Raw genomic sequence first — 15778 nt, 5'->3', positions numbered from 1 at the left:
GGGGTCCGGGCCGGCGGCCGGCGCGGTCACGTGCGTGATCAGCTTGCGGGTCACCGCCGGGCTGAGCGTCGCCTCGCCCGCCGCCACCCGGCGTACCGCCGCCACGATCTCGGCCGGCGGGGTGTCCTTGAGCAGGAACCCGCCGGCCCCGGCGCGCAGCGCCCGCAGCACCTGCTCGTCGGCGTCGAAGGTGGTGAGCACCAGCACCTCGGGCGGCTCCGGCCCGGACCGCAGCGCCTCGGTGGCGGTCAGCCCGTCGACCCGGGGCATCCGGATGTCCATCAGCACCACGTCCGGCGCGTACGCGGCGACCGCCGCCGGCACCTCGGCCCCGTCGGTGGCCTCGCCCACCACCCGGATGTCGGGCGCCCCGCCGAGGATCATCGACAGCGCGGCCCGCACCAGCGCGTCGTCGTCGACGATCAGCACCCCGACCGGTGGCCGCTCCGCGCCGCTCACGACGCCGGCCAGGGCAGCCAGGCGGCCAGCCGGAAGTCGCCCTCCGGGTCGCGCCCGTGGGTCAGCCGGCCACCGGCCAGGCTGACCCGCTCGGCGACGCCCACCAGCCCGGTCCCGGTGCCCGGGATCGCGCTGGCCGGCGCCCCGACCGGCCACGGGTTACGGATCTCCACTGCGAGGCCGTCGCCCGGCCCGCCGGCCAGCCGGACCACCACCACGGCGCCCGGCGCGTGCTTGCGGGCGTTGGTGAGCCCTTCCTGCACGATCCGGTACGCGCTGCGCCCGACCGCGGCCGGCACGGCCGCCGGATCGGCCACCTCGTCGACCACGCTGACCCGCGCGCCGGCGGCCCGGGACTCGGCGACCAGCACGGGCACGTCGGCCAGGGTGGGTTGCGGCGGCTCCGGCGTCCCCACGCCGCCCGGCTCGGCGCGGAGCACCCCGATCACCTCCCGCAGGTCCTGCAGCGCCGCGTGGGCGCTGGCCCGGATCACCCCGGCGGCCCGGGCCACCTCCTCGGGCGGGGCGTCCGGGCGGAACTCCAGGGCGCCGGCGTGCAGGCTGAGCAGGGAGATCCGGTGCGCGAGCACGTCGTGCATCTCCCGGGCGATCCGGGTCCGTTCGAGCTGCCGCGCCTGACCCACCCGGAGCTGCTGCTCGGCCTCGGCCCGCTCGGCGCGATCGCGCAGCGACAGCACCAGTTGGCGCCGGGCCCGGACGAACAGCGCCCACGCCACCGTCCCGCCGATGAAGAGCAGGCTCCAGGCCATGGTGGCCCAGAACGGCAGCACCGGATCGGGCCGGAGCGCGAGGAAGACGGGCAGGGTCACCACGTTCCAGCCGACCGCCACCAGGGCCACCGTCAACCGCCGGTGCACGACGAGCGTGAACAGGATGATCAGCAGGGCGACCCCCGAGGTGACCGAGCAGAGGGCCAGCGGCGCGGTGGCCACCGCCAGCCCGACCGGCCAACGGCGGCGCAGCAGGAGGGCGACGCTGACCAGCAGCCCGAGGAAGAAGTCGACCTCGGGGAGCCAGGACGGCCCGACGTTCGCCGCGAACTCCGGCCGCGCGCTCATCGCGTCCTCGTGGGCCACCAGCACCCAGGCCACCGAGCTCAGGACGGCCAGCCCGTCGACGACCCAGTCCCGGGGCGTCCGGCGGACCGTCCGGGCGGTGGGGACCAGGGCGCCCGGCAGCAGCCAGGGATGCTCGGGTACGGCGGCGCTGCTCATCCGTCCATGCTAGGAACGCGCCACGGCGGGTCACCAGCTACCAAAGTCGGTACCTGAACTGGTCCGAGGTCGGGCCGGTCGCCGACCATCGCCGGCAGCGCGCCACCGGGTGGCGCCGGCAGGCTGACGCCATGATCACAGTCGAACACCTCACCAAGCGGTACGGCCCGCACGCCGCCGTCGAGGAGGTCAGCTTCCGGTGCGAACCGGGCACGGTCACCGGCTTCCTCGGGCCGAACGGGGCCGGCAAGTCCACCACCCTGCGGATGATCTGCGGGCTGACCCCGCCCACCGCCGGGCGCGCCACGGCCGCCGGGCGGGCGTACCGCGAGCTGCCGAACCCGGGGCGGGAGATCGGCGTGCTGCTCGACGCGTCCGCGCAGCACAGCGGGCGGACCGGCCGGGAGGCGCTGGCCCTGGCCGCCGCGACCATGGGCGTGGACCGGGCGGGCATCGACGCGAAGCTCGACCTGGTCGGGCTGAACGCGACGGCGGCGCGGCGCCGGGTCGGCGCGTACTCCCTCGGGATGCGGCAGCGGCTCGGCCTGGCGCTGGCGCTGCTGGGCGACCCCCGGGTGCTCATCCTCGACGAGCCGGCCAACGGCCTGGACCCGGAGGGCATCTTCTGGATGCGCGGGCTGCTGCGCGACTTCGCCGACCGGGGCGGCACCGTGCTGCTCTCCTCCCACCTGCTGCGCGAGGTCGAGGCGGTGGCCGACCGGCTCGTGGTGATCGGCGCTGGCCGGGTGGTCGCCCAGGGCGGCAAGGACGAACTGCTGGCCGGTGCGGGCACCCTGGTCCGGGCCCGCGACGAGCGCGCCCTGCGGCTCGGCCTGGAGCGTGCCGGGCTGCCCGCGACGAACGGCACCGACGGCGGCTTCGTCGTCCGGGCCGAGCCGGAGACGGTCGGCCAGGCCGCCGCCGACGCCGGCCTGGTCCTCACCGAGCTGCGCCCGGCCGGGGCCGGCGGCCTCGAACAGCTCTTCCTCACCCTCACCGCCGGCGCGTCGACCAGGGAGGCCGTCCGATGACCACGCTCACCCCACCGGTCGCACCGCCGCGCCAGGCGGCCCTGGCCACCCCCTCGCTGGCCCGACTCACCGGCGTGGAGCTGCGCAAGCTCGTCGACACCCGGGCCGGGCGCTGGCTGCTGATCACCATCGGGCTGGTCGCCGCGATCATCGTCACGGTGCAGCTGTTCGTGCTCGACGACGCCGAGCAGACCTTCACCGCCTTCTTCACGCCGTCGCTCTTCCCCACCGGGCTGCTGCTGCCGGTGCTCGGCATCCTCTCGATCACCGGGGAGTGGTCGCAGCGCACCGCGCTGAGCACCTTCGCCCTGGTGCCCCGCCGGCAGCGGGTGATCACCGCGAAGCTGGCCGCGGTGGTGCTGGCGGCGCTGGCCGCGGTGCTGGTCAGCCTCGCCGTCGCGGCCACCGGCACGCTCGCCGCCCGAGCCACCGGCGGCGCGGGCAGCTGGGTCTTCGACTGGCGCCTGCTGCCGTACGCGGCCGTGTTCCAGGTGCTGAACGTGCTGATGGGCGCGGGGTTCGGCCTGCTGCTGCTGAACACCCCGCTGGCGATCGTGACCTACCTGCTGCTGCCCACCGTGTGGAGCGTGCTCGCCGCGATGATCCGGGCGTTGCAGCGCCCCGCGCAGTGGCTGGACACCTCGGTGACCATGGAGCCGCTGCTCGGCCCGCAGGTCACCGCCGGCCAGTGGGCCCGGCTCGCGGTGTCGCTGCTGGTCTGGCTGGTGCTGCCGCTGGCCGCCGGGCTGGTCCGGACGGTACGCCGGGAGGTGTCCTGAGGTGGCCGGGCCGGCGGCCGGCGAGACCACCGTGGTCGGCGGCGGGGCCGGCGAGCTGGTGCTGATGTGGGTCGGGTTCCCGCTGCTCGGCGCCGGCCTCGGCGCGGCGCTCACCGCCGGCTCGGGCTGGGTGGCCGACCTGCCCTGGTTCCCGTTCCAGGGCTGGTTCGCGCTGCTGGCCCGGCTGCCCGGGGACCGGTCGTACCCGGTCGGGGCGGGGGTGGCGGCGCTGGCCGGCCTGGTGGTGGCGTTCGTGGGCAGCCGGGAGCGGTTGACCGTGACAGTGGGTCGGGCCGGCGTACGGCTGCACCGCGACGGCCACGGCCGGGACGTCTCCCGGGCCGCGGTGGCGGGCGTCTTCCTCGACGGGACGGCGCTGGTGCTGCTCGACGACGCGGGCCGCGAGCTGGCCCGCGAGCCGGCGGACCTGAGCGATGCGCGGCTGCGTGCCGCGTTCACCGGGCAGGGCTGGCCGTGGCTCGCCGGGGACCCGCACCGGGACGCGTACCGGCGCTGGGTGGCCGGGCTGCCGGGCCTGCCTCCCGGGGCGGACGCGCTGCTGTCGGCCCGGCAGCGGGCCCTGGACGCCGACCGTGGCGGCGAGGTCCGGGAGCTGCGTACGGAGCTGGCCCGGCTCGGTGTGGTGGTGCGGGACGAGGGAAAACGCCAGTACTGGCGGCTGGTCCCCGGTCCGGCGGACCGGGACGGCCCCGGACGGTAGCGTTCCCGGTGGGAGCACCGGAGGGCTTGGGGGCGGCGGATGACCGAGCGGCAGCCGTACCGGATGCTGGCTCGCCATCCGGGTTTCGAGCTGCGCCGCTACCCCGCCCATCTGGTCGCCGAGGTCCGCGTCGACGGCTCCTTCACGGCCGCCGGCAACGCGGCGTTCCGGCCACTGGCCCGCTATCTCGGCGGCGCCAACCGGTCCCGGGGGGAGCTGTCGGTGACCGCGCCGGGCGGGCCGGCGCCGGCCGGGTCGGAACGGATCGCGATGACCGCGCCGGTGGTGCAGGAGGAGGGGGACCGGCCCGACTGCTGGCTGGTGCGGTTCGTGCTGCCGGCCGGTTCCACCCCGGCGACGCTGCCCGAGCCGGTGGACCCGCGGATCACCATCCGGGAGCTCCCCGAGGAACTGGCGGCGGCGATGCGGTTCTCCGGCCGGTGGACCGACCGGACGTTCGCCCGGCGGGCGACCGCGCTGGGCCGGGCGGTCATCGCGGCCGGCCTGCGCCCCACCGGCGCGGTCCGGTACGCCCGCTTCGACCCGCCGTGGACGCCCTGGTTCCTGCGCCGTAACGAGGTCGTGCTGCCGGTCGCCGATTAGTCGGCGGCCGCACGGTCGCCGGGGTCGCCCCTACACTGCCCGGTGACCCGCCCCCGACCGGAGGGACGTCCCGTGCGCCGCCGCACCCCCGCCGCCGCCCTGGCCCTGGTCCTGCTGCTCGCCGGCTGCGGGGGCGCCGAGCCCACCCGGTTCCCGGCGACCTGGCAGACCCCCTCGCCGACCGCTCCCGCCACGCTGACGGTGAAGGAGGCGAAGGGCCGCTACCTGTCGATCGTGGCGCCCTACAACACCGCGCTGGACGAGCTGGAGGCGGCGCTGAAGGCCCGCCGCCCGTGGCGGACGGTCCGCGGCCTGGCCGGTACGGTCGCCGACACCAACGCCGCGCACGCCGAGCAGCTGCGCACCACGCTCTGGCCGGAGCCGGTCCGGACGCCGATCGCCGCGCTGCTCAAGGAGAACGATGTGGCGCTGCGGCACTGGCGGCTCGCCGCGGCGGCGACCAGCGCCACCGCGCTGATGCGAGAAATCCGGGCCGCCGCCGCGCACGACGGCGGCACCCAGGGCAACCGGGTCCGCACCACCCTCGGCCTGGCGGTCTACCGGGACTCCTGACCGGCGCGCCCGGCCGGCCGTCGCCCCCGCCCGGCGGCGGCACGCGACGGGCCCGCGCCGATCTGCGGCGCGGGCCCGAACGGGTGCCGGTTACTTGGCGTTGCCGGTGTTCTTCACCCGGAACGTGTAGTCCGCGTCCAGGTAGGTGAGGTCGCCGGTCGGCAGGTTGTTGATGATGACGGCGAAGTCGTCCTGGTTGCCGTTGGCACACTTGGTCCGCAGGCCGCTCATGGTGAACTGGTCACCGGTGGACCGGTAGACCCAGTTGCCCGCGCCGTCGGTGGTCTCGCCGGGCGAGGTGACGCCCGGCGTGAGGTCGCAGTGGCTGACCACCTGGACGGTCCAGTTGTTGTCCTGCGCGCCGTCGGTGGCGAACCAGTTGCCCTCCGCCGAGCTGAGCTGGGCGTCGGCGCCGTTGACCCGCACGTCGTCCACGAACCAGCCGGTGTCCATGTACGCGGCGTCGGTGGAGTACCGGAAGCGCACGTCCGTGGTGCCGGCCGGCAGGTCGGCGGTGAGGTGCTGGTAGACCGGGTCGTCGACGAAGTACTCGCCGCCGGAGGTGCCGGTCAGGCCGTTGCCCTCGGTGTTGTTGCCGTGCGGGTCGTCGTTGGTGGTGACCACCTGGCCGTCGTCGGTACGCAGCGGCACCGTGACCCAGTTGCCGCCGACCAGGGCCTCGACGAAGCCGAAGTCCCAGCCCTCCTCGATGAAGTACCAGCTCCAGAAGTCCAGCGAGGTGACCGCGCCGGAGGTGGTGACGTCGAGGATGTTGTCGTCCTGGCTCTCGTAGCCGCCGTACCAGTGGGTGGCGCCGGTGTGCGGCGGGACCACCGTCTCGTCGTCACCGTCGAAGGCCACCGACACGGTCGGGCCGGGGTTGCGGAACCGCTCGACCGACATGCCGAACGGCACGGCGGTGGTGTCCGGGCGGTTCTTCAGCCGCGCCCACTTGGCCTCGGGGGTGGCGCCGTGGTACTTGCCCCGGCCGCCCCAGTAGACGTCGTCGGCGATGTCCATGGTCCACGAGGTGTCGGCCGGGTCGCCGAAGTTGAACGCCTTGATGTCGTAGATCGGCGAGTCCTCGTCGTCCAGGTAGACCGCCACCGACCAGTCGCGGAACAGGTCGGCCGCGCTGCGCAGGTTGGCGCCGGTCGCCGCGTTGAAGTCGTCGATGGCGTTCTGCACGCCGGTCATGCCGTCCGCCTGCTCCTCGAAGATCGTCTTGATGAGCAGGTCACCGGCCTTGCCGTCGTACTGCTTGTCCGGGGTCCAGGTGCCGTCGCCGTTGCCGCCCGCCTGCTCCCACAGGTACTGGAAGTAGGTGAACGCCGCGCCGTAGTTGGCCAGGCTGCCGCCCCACCGGGTCAGCGACGTCTCCTCGTAGAGCACCTGGTGGTTGGTCAGGTGCGAGCCGCCGGCGTCCAGGCCGTTGAGGAAGATGGCGAAGTCCGCCAGGCCCTCGTCGACCCAGGACAGCTCGCCCGGGTCGCTGTAGTTGTGCAGCAGGTGCTCCAGCTCGTGGGCGACCGTGCCCTCGTACAGCTCCGGGCGGTCGTTGGCCGGGTCGGCGTCGCGCCACGGCGAGTCGTTCGGGCCGACCCGGTTGGCCCAGTCGAGACCGTCGACCGAGATGACGTTCATCCCGATGCTGTCGATGAAGTCCGGCGCGAAGTAGCCGGCGGTGTACGAGGTGACCGCGCAGTCGTAGTAGGCGTCGTCCTGGATGTTGTAGACCAGCATGACCAGCGAGTCGCTGGCCGGGTCGGCCGGGTCGGCCGCGTCCATCGGGCCGAAGTGCTCCTCGTCGACCGCCACGATCTGGTTGGCGAGCTTGTCGCCGACGTACGTGATCTGCGCCTGGGTGAGGGTGAACTGTGCCGCCGTTGCGGTGGCGCAGGGCACGAACTCGTCACCCGGGTTGTGGTCGAACTGCGGGTCCAGGCTCGCCACGCCGGTCGGGGCGGTGCCGTCGAGCGGGGTCCCCTTCGGTACGTAGATGTAGACCGGCGTGCCGTCCGGCGTGGTGTTGGCGTACACCCGGGTGAAGTCCTGGTTGTAGGTGCCGCCCGCCGCACTGTCGTTGATCGGCACCGTGATGGTCGGCTCACCGGGAATGTTCTCGTGATCGTTGGCCTGGGCCGGGGCCGAGACCGTGAAGGCGAGCGCCGTCACGCCCGCCGCCGCGGCCGCGATCCGGCTCGGTCGTCTCATTCGCACGCGGAATGCCTCCTGCCGATGAGGCGGTGATCAGCTCCGGCCACCGCCGTCGGGTTAACCGTCCGTCCCCGCTGGACACTGCCGGAGCAGCATCTGACCAGGGGATTGTTGACCCCAGGCAACCACTTGGGGCGGTACGTTGCGAAGTGGCGGCAGGTCACAACTACGGCACGATCGGGCCGCCCCTGCCGCCGTACGGCTGATGCCGCGCAGCGTCCGGGCGGTCCCGGGCCGGCCACCCGTCCGGGTTACCGCTACCGTTCCCGGTCGGGGAGGTGCCGGTGTACGTCGTATCGGTAATCAACTACAAGGGCGGGGTCGGCAAGACCACCATGACCGCCAACCTCGGGGCCGAGCTGGCCAACCGGGGCATGAAGGTGCTGCTGATCGACCTCGATCCGCAGGCCAGCCTCACGTTCAGCTTCTACGAGCCGGACGACTGGCGGGACCGGCTGCGCGATACCCGGACCGTCAAGCGCTGGTACGACGGGCGGCGCGGGGAGGGCACGGCGGTCGCCCTGGGCGAGCTGGTGCTCTCCCCCGGCCCGGCGAACGCCCAGCTCAAAGGGGCGGGGCGGCTCGACCTGATCGCGTCCCACCTCCAGCTCGTCGACATCGACCTGACCCTGGCCCGGGGCGTGGCCGACGGCGAGGAGTACGACGCCGAGCTGTACCGGGTGCGCGGCTCCCTCGACGAAGGGCTGCACGACCCGACTCTGGACCCGTACGACCTGGTGCTCATCGACTGCCCGCCGAACTTCAACGTGGTCACCCAGTCGGCGATCATCGCGAGCGACCACCTACTCATCCCGGCCCGGGCCGACTACCTCTCCACCCTCGGCATCGACTACCTGCACGCCAACGTGCGGGAGCTGGTCGACCGGTACAACGCGGACTCCCGCCGGTTCGCCACCATCCGCCGGCACCACAAGGTGGCGCCGGGCATCGCCGGCGTGGTGTTCACCATGGTCCAGCTGATGGCGCAGCGACCGGTCGCCGCGCACCAGGGCTACATGGACCAGGTACGGGCACTGGGCCTGCCGGTCCTGCCGACCGCGCTGCGGGAGAACGTGACGCTCTTCGCCACCAACACGCCTCGCGGGGTGCCGGTGGTGCTGCGGGACCGGGTCACCGCCCCACCGGTCCGCGAGGAGCTGCGCCAGATCACCACCGAGTTCCTCGCCGCGCTCCAGCCGGACCCCGCGCCGGCCTCACCCGCGCCGGCCTCACCCGCACCGGTCGCCGCCGCCGCGACGGCCGAGGAGGCGCCGGCGTGACCGGCCCGACGCGGGCGGTGCGGGCCCGGGTGGCCGAGTTCCTGGCCGGTCTCTCCCCCGCCGACCTGGCCGCCCTGGCCGACGGGCGGGCCCGGCTGGCCGTCGTCCCCGTCGCGGACGCCCCACCACCCGCCCGCGCCGCGGCCACCGACCGGCCCGGCACCTCGCCCGGCGCCGCCCCGGCCCGGCGCCCGGCCGCCCGGCCGGCACCGTCCGGGCCGGACACCGAGCGGGCGCACGCGGCGCTGGCCGCCATGTCCCGGCGCGACGACGGCACGGCGTACCTGTCGTCGTGGACGACCCGGGAGTTGCGGGCCCTGGCCGCCCGGGCGGGGCTGCGCGGCGTGTCCGGGCTGCGCAAGACGGACCTGGTCGAGCGGATCGTGGACCGCACCATCGGCTTCCGGCTCGACTCCTCCGCCATCCGCCGGCGTTGAACCCGCCACGCCGGCGTTCCCACCCACGGGCGCGGCCAGCCGAGCACCGCCGCGCGCCGTAGGCTGGATGGCCGAGGACGCGGAGTCGAGGAGGACGCCGATGGCGCGCTACGCCGCCCTGTTGCGCGGGGTCAACGTCGGCAGCGCCCGGCTCGCCATGGCCGACCTGCGGCGCATCGTCACCGACCTCGGGCACTCCGACGTCAAGACCTACCTGCAGAGCGGCAACGTGGTGTTCACCAGCCCACCGGCGAAGGCCGCGACCCTCGCCGAGGGCATCGAGCGGCGGCTCGCCGACGAGTTGGGCCTGCGGGTGCCGGTGCTGGTCCGCGACGGTGCCGAGCTGGCCGCGATCGTCGACACCAGCCCGTACGCGGCTGAGCAGGACGATCCGACCCGGGTGCTGGTGGCCTTCCTGTCGGCGGCGCCCACCGCCACCCGGCGCAGGGAGCTGACCGTGCCGGCCGGGGAGAACATCGAGTACGAGGTGCTCGGCCGGGAGATCCACCTGCACTTCCCGGACGGCGGCTACGGGCGGACGAAATTCACCAACGCCCACCTGGAGAAGAAGCTGGGTGTGGTGGCGACCACCCGGAACTGGAAGTCGGTGCTGGCCCTGCGCGACCTGACCGCGAGCTGAGCCGGCGGGCGGGGGGAGGTCGCCCAGATCACGGCGCCGAGCGTCGTGAGGACGCGGGTCGAGCGGGTAGGACAGGCTGATGGCACGGCCCGGACGGCGCGCGTGGTAGCGCTCCCGGGCGACCCCCGACGATGGGAGATGAGGCTTTCATGGCCCAGCACAACGTTCCGGACATCTCGCTCAACGACGGCAACACCATCCCGCAACTCGGCTTCGGCGTCTTCCAGATCGACCCGAAGGACACCGCACGGGCCGTCGGCACGGCGCTGGAGGTCGGCTACCGGCACATCGACACCGCCCAGATGTACGGCAACGAGGCCGAGGTCGGCCAGGCGATCCGGGCCGCCGGGCTGGACCGGCGGGACGTCTTCGTCACCAGCAAGCTCAACAACGGCTTCCACCGCCCCGAGGACGCCCGCAAGGCGTTCGAGCAGACGCTGCGGGAGCTGCGCTTCGACTACATCGACCTGTTCCTGATCCACTGGCCGCTGCCGACCCGCTACGACGGTGACTTCGTCTCGACCTGGCGGACGCTGGAGGAGTTCCAGCGCGACGGGCGGGCGAAGTCCATCGGGGTGTCGAACTTCCAGGTGGCGCACCTTGAGCGGCTGGCCGCCGAGACGGAGGTGACCCCGGCGGTGAACCAGGTCGAGGCGCACCCCTACTTCGGCAACGAGGAGGTGCGCGCGTACGGCCGGGCGCACAACATCCTCACCGAGGCGTGGGCGCCGATCGCCCAGGGCAAGGTGCTGGACGACCCGACCCTGGTGGACCTCGCCGAGGAGCTGGGCCGCACGGTGGCGCAGGTGGTGCTGCGGTGGCACGTGCAGCGCGGCGACATCGTCTTCCCGAAGTCGACCACCCCGGCGCGGATCCAGGAGAACTTCCAGATCTTCGACTTCTCGCTGGACGACGCCGCGATGGAGCGAATCGACAGCCTGAACAAGGGCGAGGCCGGCCGGAACGGCCCGAACCCGGACACCTTCGACTACGTGCCGGAGTGAGCTGACGCCGTCACGGCGGTGACGCGGACGAGCGGGGGCACGGGGCCCCCGCTCGCGTACCGGCTGCCGGGCGGGACCACGCGACCAGGGCGGGCACGGCACACTCGTCGGATGACCGACGACGCCCTCGCCCACTACGGACAGTTCCTCGACCGTCACCAGGGTTTCGCCCAGGCGGCGTGCGTCACCTACGCGACGGGCCTGGACGAGGACGCGTTCATCCGGGCGTTCGGTGGTGATCCGGCCGAGACGGCGAACCGCAGCCTCCGGGAGCTCGACGCGGAACTGTCGCCCTACCACTACAACGAGATCCCGTACGCGCTGCTGGTGACCAGGGTCGGCGACTGGCTGGTCGGCATCGAGGAGAACGGCTTCCAGGGCTCCCGGACCGAGGTGCTGCGGGGCGCGTCGGCCGGCGGTACCGCGGTCAGCGTCTACTGGAACGTCAACGGCACCAACCGGTTCGGGTACCACGTGGCGGGACGCCGGGTGGTCGGCTTCGACATGTACCACCCGGAGGAGCGCTGGGGCAGCGACCCGGACGCGCTGCTCGACGACATGGCGGACCTGACGTTCGACGCCCGGTGGGCGAGCGGTCTGGTGCTCGCCGAGCGGGTCAGCGGCGTACGGCTGGACGACGAGCTGCTGGCCGGCACGTTCCGCCGGGCGTTCCTCACCCCGGTCAAGGAGGACCTGGTCCCGGAGGGGGCCGAGGACCGCGCGGCGCTGGCCGACCCGTTCGTCCGGTCGGTGCTCGCCGAGCCGACCGTCGAACGCCTGCCGGAGATCACCCGTTTCGTGGCCCACCTCGTGGCCCGGGACACCGGCGTCCACGAGGACCCGCTGGCTCGGGAGGCGCTGGCGGTGCTCGACGCGCGGGCGGCCGGCCGGGCGGTGGCGGTGGACGGGCTGCTGCCCCAGCGGCTCACGACACGCGCCGACGAGCTGCTCGCGGAGTCCCGACGCGAGCGGGACCGGGACGCGTTCCGCCGGATGCACGCGATGCTCGGGCTGCGGGACGCGCTGCACGACGACCCGGCGGAGGCGGCGTTCCGGATCTACTGGTCGGGCGGGTACGCGCTGGGCGACGCCGACGCGGCACTGGTCAACAGCGTGCTCGGGCGCTGCCGCGACCGCGCCGTCCGCGACGCGGCGAAACGCGGCGCGGGTCGGTGAGCCGGTACGGCAGGCCACCCTGGTGAGGGTTTGACTTCGCGTGCGCTCGAAGGTGGAGGGTGGTGGCGTCGTCTCGACGGGGAGGAACTCCATGCGTTACCGCACCATCGGCACCGATCCGGCCACCCGGCGCGAGGTCAGCGTGCTCAGTCTCGGCGCGATGCTGTTCGGCACCGCCACCGACGAGGCCACCTCGTACGCCATCCTGGACCGTTACGTCGAGGCCGGCGGCACCTTCATCGACACCTCGGACAACTACGCCTTCTGGCAGAACGGGGGCCAGGGTGGCGAGAGCGAGGAGCTGCTCGGCCGGTGGCGGCGCAGCCGGGGCGTCGGCCCCGAGGTGGTGATCGCCACCAAGCTCGGGGCCCGTCCGCTCGCCCCGGGCACCAGCTACCTGGACAACCCGGAGGGCCTGTCGGCGAAGACGATCCGCGAGGCGGCCGAGCGCAGCCGGGAACGGCTCGGCGTGGAGCGGATCGACCTGCTCTACGCGCACATCGAGGACCGGACGGTGCCGCTGGAGGAGACCGTCGCGGGCTTCGCCGAGCTGGTCGCCGAGGGCACCGTCGGGCTGCTCGGCGCGAGCAACCACCGGGCCTGGCGGGTGGAGCGGGCGCGGGCGATCGCGGCGGCGGCCGGCCGGCCCGGGTACGAGGTGCTCCAGTATCACCGCAGCTACCTGCCGCCCCGGCTGGACCTGCCCAGCGAGCTGGACCCGGACGGCGACGTAGGTTTCGTCGGCCCGGACCTGGCCAGCTACCTGCGGGCCGAACCGCAGCTCACCCTGGTCGCCTACTCGCCGCTGTTGAAGGGGGCGTACGCGAAGCCGGAGCGGCTGGGCGCCGGCTACGACGGACCGGGCACGCCGGCCCGGCTGGCCGCGTTGCGCGCGGTGGCGGCCGAGACCGGCGCCACGCCCAACCAGGTGGTGCTCGCCTGGCTGCTGGGCGGTGAGGTGCCGGCGATCCCGCTGGTGGGCTTCTCCTCGGTGGCCCAGCTCGAGGAGAGCCTGGCGGCGGTGGAGCTGGAGCTGACCGGGGAGCAGCGGGCCCGGCTGGACGCGGCCCACTGATCCCGGCCGGGTCCCGGCCGGCCGGCCTCGGCTCCGTCGGCGGCGGCTCAGCTCGGTCGCGACGGCGGCCCGGCTCCGTCGGCCGCGGCTCAGCTCGGTCGCGATGGCCGGCCTCGGCTCCGTCGGCGGCGGCTCAGCTCGGTCGCGACGGCGGCCCGACCGGCCGGGGCAGCTCGCCGGTGGCCGCGGCGCGGCTCCCGGTCAGCGGGCGTCGGTGACCACGTGCGAGCAGGCCGGGCAGGCCGCCGGGCCCTGCTCGGCGAACCACCGGCAGGTACGCCGGATGGCGCACTTGGGCAGTTCCGGCTCGGCCGGTCCGGCCGTCTCGGCGTACGACGCGGCCATCCGGGCACCGAGGCCACAGTGCTCGCCGGTCCAGAACCCGCAGGACGTGGTGACGCAGGGGCCGGCCAGGCGGAAGCGGGACTCGACCGGGGTGCCGGAGTTCCCGGCCGCGGCCAGGGCGACCTCGGCCGGCATCGCCGGCGTGACGTAGGCGACCCGGCCCGCCGGAGTGATCATGCCGAGGAAGACCGTGGCGTTGGCCGCGGGCGTACTCGGGCACATCCGCTCCGGCGGGTCGGCCGCTCGGGCGGCGTCGGTCACCGCTGCATCCAGAAGCCGATGTCGTTGATCTTCTGGCCGAGCTCCTGGGCGAACTGGCCGTCGAGCACCCAGAGGCCGTACCACTCGGGGCGCAGCTTGAGGTTGCCGTGGCCGAGGGTGAGCGGGTTGCTCAGCTTGGCGTTGGCGGTGCCGAGGGCGGCCAGGCCGGCCTGCTGGATCTCCTTGGCGATGAGGGACTGCTGCTCGGCGGTCAGGTCGACGCCGTCGACCACGAACCGGAACTCGTTGCGGGCCATGTGTTACCTCCGGTCATGCGTACGATTCGGTGCCCAGCCCGCGGCGCAGGCTGAGCCGGGTGAAGGTCGCCCAGCCGGCGCGGGAGGCGACGTCGCCCCGCTGGCCGGCCCGGGCGAGCGGGCGTGCGGCGTACTCCTGCCAGCGGGAGACGCCGGCGCCGGCCTCGCCCCACAGCTCGCGGCAGGCGCCGACCGCGAAGTCGACCTGCGCGGCCGAGCCGGTGAAGCCGGCCGGCCCGTCGACGACCCGGACGGCCCCGCCGGGCAGCACGGCGACGGTCGGGAAGTGGTGGTGCAGGCTGGCGAGGGCCGCCCAGCGGGTGCCGTCGGCCCGGGCGGCGGCGAAGCCGTCGTGCAGTTCGTCGTCGCGCCGGTAGCGGACGGCGTGCAGCACGAAGGCGTCGCCGGCCGCGTCGACCGTGCCGAGCACCTGGACCGGCGCGCTCCAGGCGCGGGGCGAGTTCGCCGACCAGAACGCGAGCCAGGCGGCGAGCCGGTCGTGGAAGTCGGGCTGGAAGCGGCCCTGGCTGGCGGTGCCGTCCGGGGCGTGCAGCGCGGCGGAGCCGATCCGGTCCCGGGCGACCAGCGGGGTGGTGGAGCGGTGGGTGGGTGCCGCGGCGGCGGTCGGTGCGGTGGCCACGCCGGTCACGGTGACCGCCGAGGCCGCCGCCGCGCCGGCGAGGAGCCGCCGCCGCGAGAACGGGTGTCCGTTGTGGTTCATCGTCGGCCTTTCGTCGACGGCCAGTGCCCCGACGCTATCGACCGGAACTGATCAGATAAACACGCTGTGTGACGGGAGGCTGACAGAAAGGGCGGGAATCCCCGGCGGCGTGAATCCTCATTCCTGTGCCCCATTCACGCCCATAAATCGATGACAATCATTTCGTCGCCACTCTTGATATCGATGCATGTCAATCAATAGGCTGGCTGCACCCAACCCCCGCCTCTCGAGGAGAGTGAGCCATGCGCCTACCCAAGCTGTCCCGCGTCCTCGCCACGCTCGCGGCAACCGCGCTGACCGCGCTGGGCGTCGTCGCCGTGGACACCGCGCCGGCCTCCGCCGCGGTCCGCAACGTCTGCTACAACACCAGCCAGGCCGGGCCGTTCGCCAGCTACGCCAACCAGGCCGCCTCGATCTGGAACGCCCGCACCAACAACATCAACATGGCCCAGTGCGGCTCGAACCTGATGATCTACTACACCTACGGCGGCGGGTCGTACGCCCAGCGCACCAGCCTCGGCAACGGCCGGGTGGTCATCGACTACAACCAGGCCCAGCAGTACTCGCCGCTGCGGATCATGACCCACGAGATCGGGCACATCCTCGGCCTGCCCGACAACTACAACGGCAACTGCGCCATCCTGATGTCCGGCGGCAGCGCCGGCACCAGCTGCACCAACCCGTACCCGAGCAGCACCGAGGCCGCCCGGGTCGACTCGCTCTTCGGCTTCGCCGCCCGCAGCGCGACGACCCCGCAGATCTTCACCGACAGCTGGCCGGCCGCGACGGCCGGCGCCCTGCGCTGAGCCGGGCCGGGGCCGGCGGCGACCCGCCGGCCCCGGCCGCCCGGCGCCGCCACCCGGACGGTACGCGCGCCGGTCCGCCCGCTCGACTTCGCGCCACTCGGTGCGGCGCGCCGCCCCACCCCGCCGCCCCCGCCGCCCCGGCCGCCCCGCCCACCCCC

General features: G+C 74.0%; 18 protein-coding genes. 12 read left to right on the top strand and 6 right to left on the bottom strand.

Annotated features, from left to right (window positions below; genetic code table 11):
- The coding region (locus LQ51_RS09005; protein WP_255352223.1) for a response regulator at positions 1–459 on the bottom strand (459 nt) is incomplete at its 3' end.
- Positions 456–1694, bottom strand: a complete 1239-nt coding sequence (locus tag LQ51_RS09000; RefSeq protein ID WP_046564247.1) for a sensor histidine kinase — start codon at positions 1692–1694, stop codon at positions 456–458. The genes LQ51_RS09000 and LQ51_RS09005, both read right to left, overlap by 4 nt.
- A 131-nt stretch (positions 1695–1825) precedes the next feature.
- Here LQ51_RS09000 and LQ51_RS08995 point away from each other — a divergent pair, with 131 nt between their 5' ends.
- The 5 genes from LQ51_RS08995 to LQ51_RS08975 all read left to right on the top strand — a co-directional run bounded on the left by LQ51_RS08995 (position 1826) and on the right by LQ51_RS08975 (position 5401).
- Entirely contained in the window at positions 1826–2725 is a 900-nt protein-coding gene (locus LQ51_RS08995) for an ATP-binding cassette domain-containing protein (protein ID WP_046564246.1), read from the top strand.
- Positions 2722–3504, top strand: a complete 783-nt coding sequence (locus tag LQ51_RS08990; protein WP_046564245.1) for a hypothetical protein — start codon at positions 2722–2724, stop codon at positions 3502–3504. The genes LQ51_RS08995 and LQ51_RS08990 overlap by 4 nt, the downstream gene beginning before the upstream one ends.
- 1 nt (position 3505) lies before the next feature.
- Entirely contained in the window at positions 3506–4225 is a 720-nt protein-coding gene (locus LQ51_RS08985) for a YqeB family protein (protein WP_046564244.1), read from the top strand.
- A 39-nt stretch (positions 4226–4264) separates the two neighbouring features.
- Positions 4265–4828 (top strand): SOUL family heme-binding protein, encoded by a 564-nt coding sequence (locus LQ51_RS08980; RefSeq protein WP_046564243.1) that lies wholly within the window; start codon positions 4265–4267, stop codon positions 4826–4828.
- A gap of 72 nt (positions 4829–4900) precedes the next feature.
- Positions 4901–5401, top strand: a complete 501-nt coding sequence (locus tag LQ51_RS08975; protein ID WP_046564242.1) for a hypothetical protein — start codon at positions 4901–4903, stop codon at positions 5399–5401.
- A 90-nt stretch (positions 5402–5491) separates the two neighbouring features.
- Here LQ51_RS08975 and LQ51_RS08970 read toward each other — a convergent pair whose 3' ends face one another.
- On the bottom strand, positions 5492–7615 hold the full coding sequence (locus LQ51_RS08970) for a hypothetical protein (RefSeq protein WP_046564241.1): 2124 nt from the start codon (positions 7613–7615) through the stop codon (positions 5492–5494).
- A 287-nt stretch (positions 7616–7902) separates the two neighbouring features.
- On the opposite strand from LQ51_RS08970, the gene LQ51_RS08965 reads away from it, so the two are divergent.
- The 6 genes from LQ51_RS08965 (at position 7903) to LQ51_RS08940 (ending at position 13230) form a co-directional block, all read left to right on the top strand.
- Positions 7903–8898: a ParA family protein gene (locus LQ51_RS08965; protein WP_156313012.1), complete on the top strand. Its 996-nt coding sequence runs from the start codon at positions 7903–7905 to the stop codon at positions 8896–8898.
- Positions 8895–9335: a Rho termination factor N-terminal domain-containing protein gene (locus LQ51_RS08960; protein WP_046564240.1), complete on the top strand. Its 441-nt coding sequence runs from the start codon at positions 8895–8897 to the stop codon at positions 9333–9335. The genes LQ51_RS08965 and LQ51_RS08960 overlap by 4 nt, the downstream gene beginning before the upstream one ends.
- Before the next feature lie 100 nt (positions 9336–9435).
- A complete protein-coding gene (locus tag LQ51_RS08955) occupies positions 9436–9975 on the top strand; it encodes a DUF1697 domain-containing protein (RefSeq protein ID WP_046564239.1) in 540 nt (179 codons plus the stop codon).
- A gap of 149 nt (positions 9976–10124) precedes the next feature.
- Complete coding sequence (locus tag LQ51_RS08950) at positions 10125–10979, top strand: aldo/keto reductase (protein WP_046564238.1); 855 nt, start codon at positions 10125–10127, stop codon at positions 10977–10979.
- Between the two features lie 111 nt (positions 10980–11090).
- A complete protein-coding gene (locus tag LQ51_RS31125) occupies positions 11091–12155 on the top strand; it encodes a DUF6461 domain-containing protein (RefSeq protein WP_052744786.1) in 1065 nt (354 codons plus the stop codon).
- A gap of 91 nt (positions 12156–12246) precedes the next feature.
- Positions 12247–13230: an aldo/keto reductase gene (locus tag LQ51_RS08940; protein ID WP_046564237.1), complete on the top strand. Its 984-nt coding sequence runs from the start codon at positions 12247–12249 to the stop codon at positions 13228–13230.
- A 201-nt stretch (positions 13231–13431) separates the two neighbouring features.
- Here the strand turns inward: LQ51_RS08940 and LQ51_RS08935 are convergent, their stop codons facing one another.
- From LQ51_RS08935 to LQ51_RS08925, 3 genes are read right to left on the bottom strand one after another with little or no spacing between them, the layout of a single operon-like run.
- Positions 13432–13836 carry a hypothetical protein gene (locus LQ51_RS08935; RefSeq protein WP_046564236.1) on the bottom strand — a complete coding sequence of 135 codons (405 nt, stop codon included), beginning with the start codon at positions 13834–13836 and terminating at the stop codon, positions 13432–13434.
- Positions 13833–14093 carry a hypothetical protein gene (locus LQ51_RS08930; RefSeq protein ID WP_046564235.1) on the bottom strand — a complete coding sequence of 87 codons (261 nt, stop codon included), beginning with the start codon at positions 14091–14093 and terminating at the stop codon, positions 13833–13835. The genes LQ51_RS08935 and LQ51_RS08930 overlap by 4 nt, the downstream gene beginning before the upstream one ends.
- A gap of 13 nt (positions 14094–14106) precedes the next feature.
- Positions 14107–14814, bottom strand: a complete 708-nt coding sequence (locus tag LQ51_RS08925) for a hypothetical protein (RefSeq protein WP_046564234.1) — start codon at positions 14812–14814, stop codon at positions 14107–14109.
- Positions 14815–15056: 242 nt separating this feature from the next.
- On the opposite strand from LQ51_RS08925, the gene LQ51_RS08920 reads away from it, so the two are divergent.
- Positions 15057–15620, top strand: a complete 564-nt coding sequence (locus LQ51_RS08920) for a snapalysin family zinc-dependent metalloprotease (RefSeq protein WP_046564233.1) — start codon at positions 15057–15059, stop codon at positions 15618–15620.
- Positions 15621–15778 lie beyond the last annotated feature (158 nt).

The organism is Micromonospora sp. HK10 (genome assembly GCF_000982955.1).
GTDB lineage: Bacteria > Actinomycetota > Actinomycetes > Mycobacteriales > Micromonosporaceae > Micromonospora.
Note: the sequence above shows the minus strand (reverse complement) of the source record. Positions and strands in the feature narration are given on the sequence as shown.

What these genes read in the sequence shown, in the direction of transcription:
- LQ51_RS09000 (WP_046564247.1), bottom strand. Translation starts at nt 1,694, where the DNA reads ATGAGCAGCGCCGCCGTACCCGAGCATCCCTGGCTGCTGCCGGGCGCC.
- LQ51_RS08955 (WP_046564239.1), top strand. Translation starts at nt 9,436, where the DNA reads ATGGCGCGCTACGCCGCCCTGTTGCGCGGGGTCAACGTCGGCAGCGCC.
- LQ51_RS31125 (WP_052744786.1), top strand. Translation starts at nt 11,091, where the DNA reads ATGACCGACGACGCCCTCGCCCACTACGGACAGTTCCTCGACCGTCAC.
- LQ51_RS08925 (WP_046564234.1), bottom strand. Translation starts at nt 14,814, where the DNA reads ATGAACCACAACGGACACCCGTTCTCGCGGCGGCGGCTCCTCGCCGGC.
- LQ51_RS08940 (WP_046564237.1), top strand. Translation starts at nt 12,247, where the DNA reads ATGCGTTACCGCACCATCGGCACCGATCCGGCCACCCGGCGCGAGGTC.
- LQ51_RS08930 (WP_046564235.1), bottom strand. Translation starts at nt 14,093, where the DNA reads ATGGCCCGCAACGAGTTCCGGTTCGTGGTCGACGGCGTCGACCTGACC.
- LQ51_RS08995 (WP_046564246.1), top strand. Translation starts at nt 1,826, where the DNA reads ATGATCACAGTCGAACACCTCACCAAGCGGTACGGCCCGCACGCCGCC.
- LQ51_RS08990 (WP_046564245.1), top strand. Translation starts at nt 2,722, where the DNA reads ATGACCACGCTCACCCCACCGGTCGCACCGCCGCGCCAGGCGGCCCTG.
- LQ51_RS08980 (WP_046564243.1), top strand. Translation starts at nt 4,265, where the DNA reads ATGACCGAGCGGCAGCCGTACCGGATGCTGGCTCGCCATCCGGGTTTC.
- LQ51_RS08920 (WP_046564233.1), top strand. Translation starts at nt 15,057, where the DNA reads ATGCGCCTACCCAAGCTGTCCCGCGTCCTCGCCACGCTCGCGGCAACC.
- LQ51_RS08970 (WP_046564241.1), bottom strand. Translation starts at nt 7,615, where the DNA reads ATGAGACGACCGAGCCGGATCGCGGCCGCGGCGGCGGGCGTGACGGCG.
- LQ51_RS08950 (WP_046564238.1), top strand. Translation starts at nt 10,125, where the DNA reads ATGGCCCAGCACAACGTTCCGGACATCTCGCTCAACGACGGCAACACC.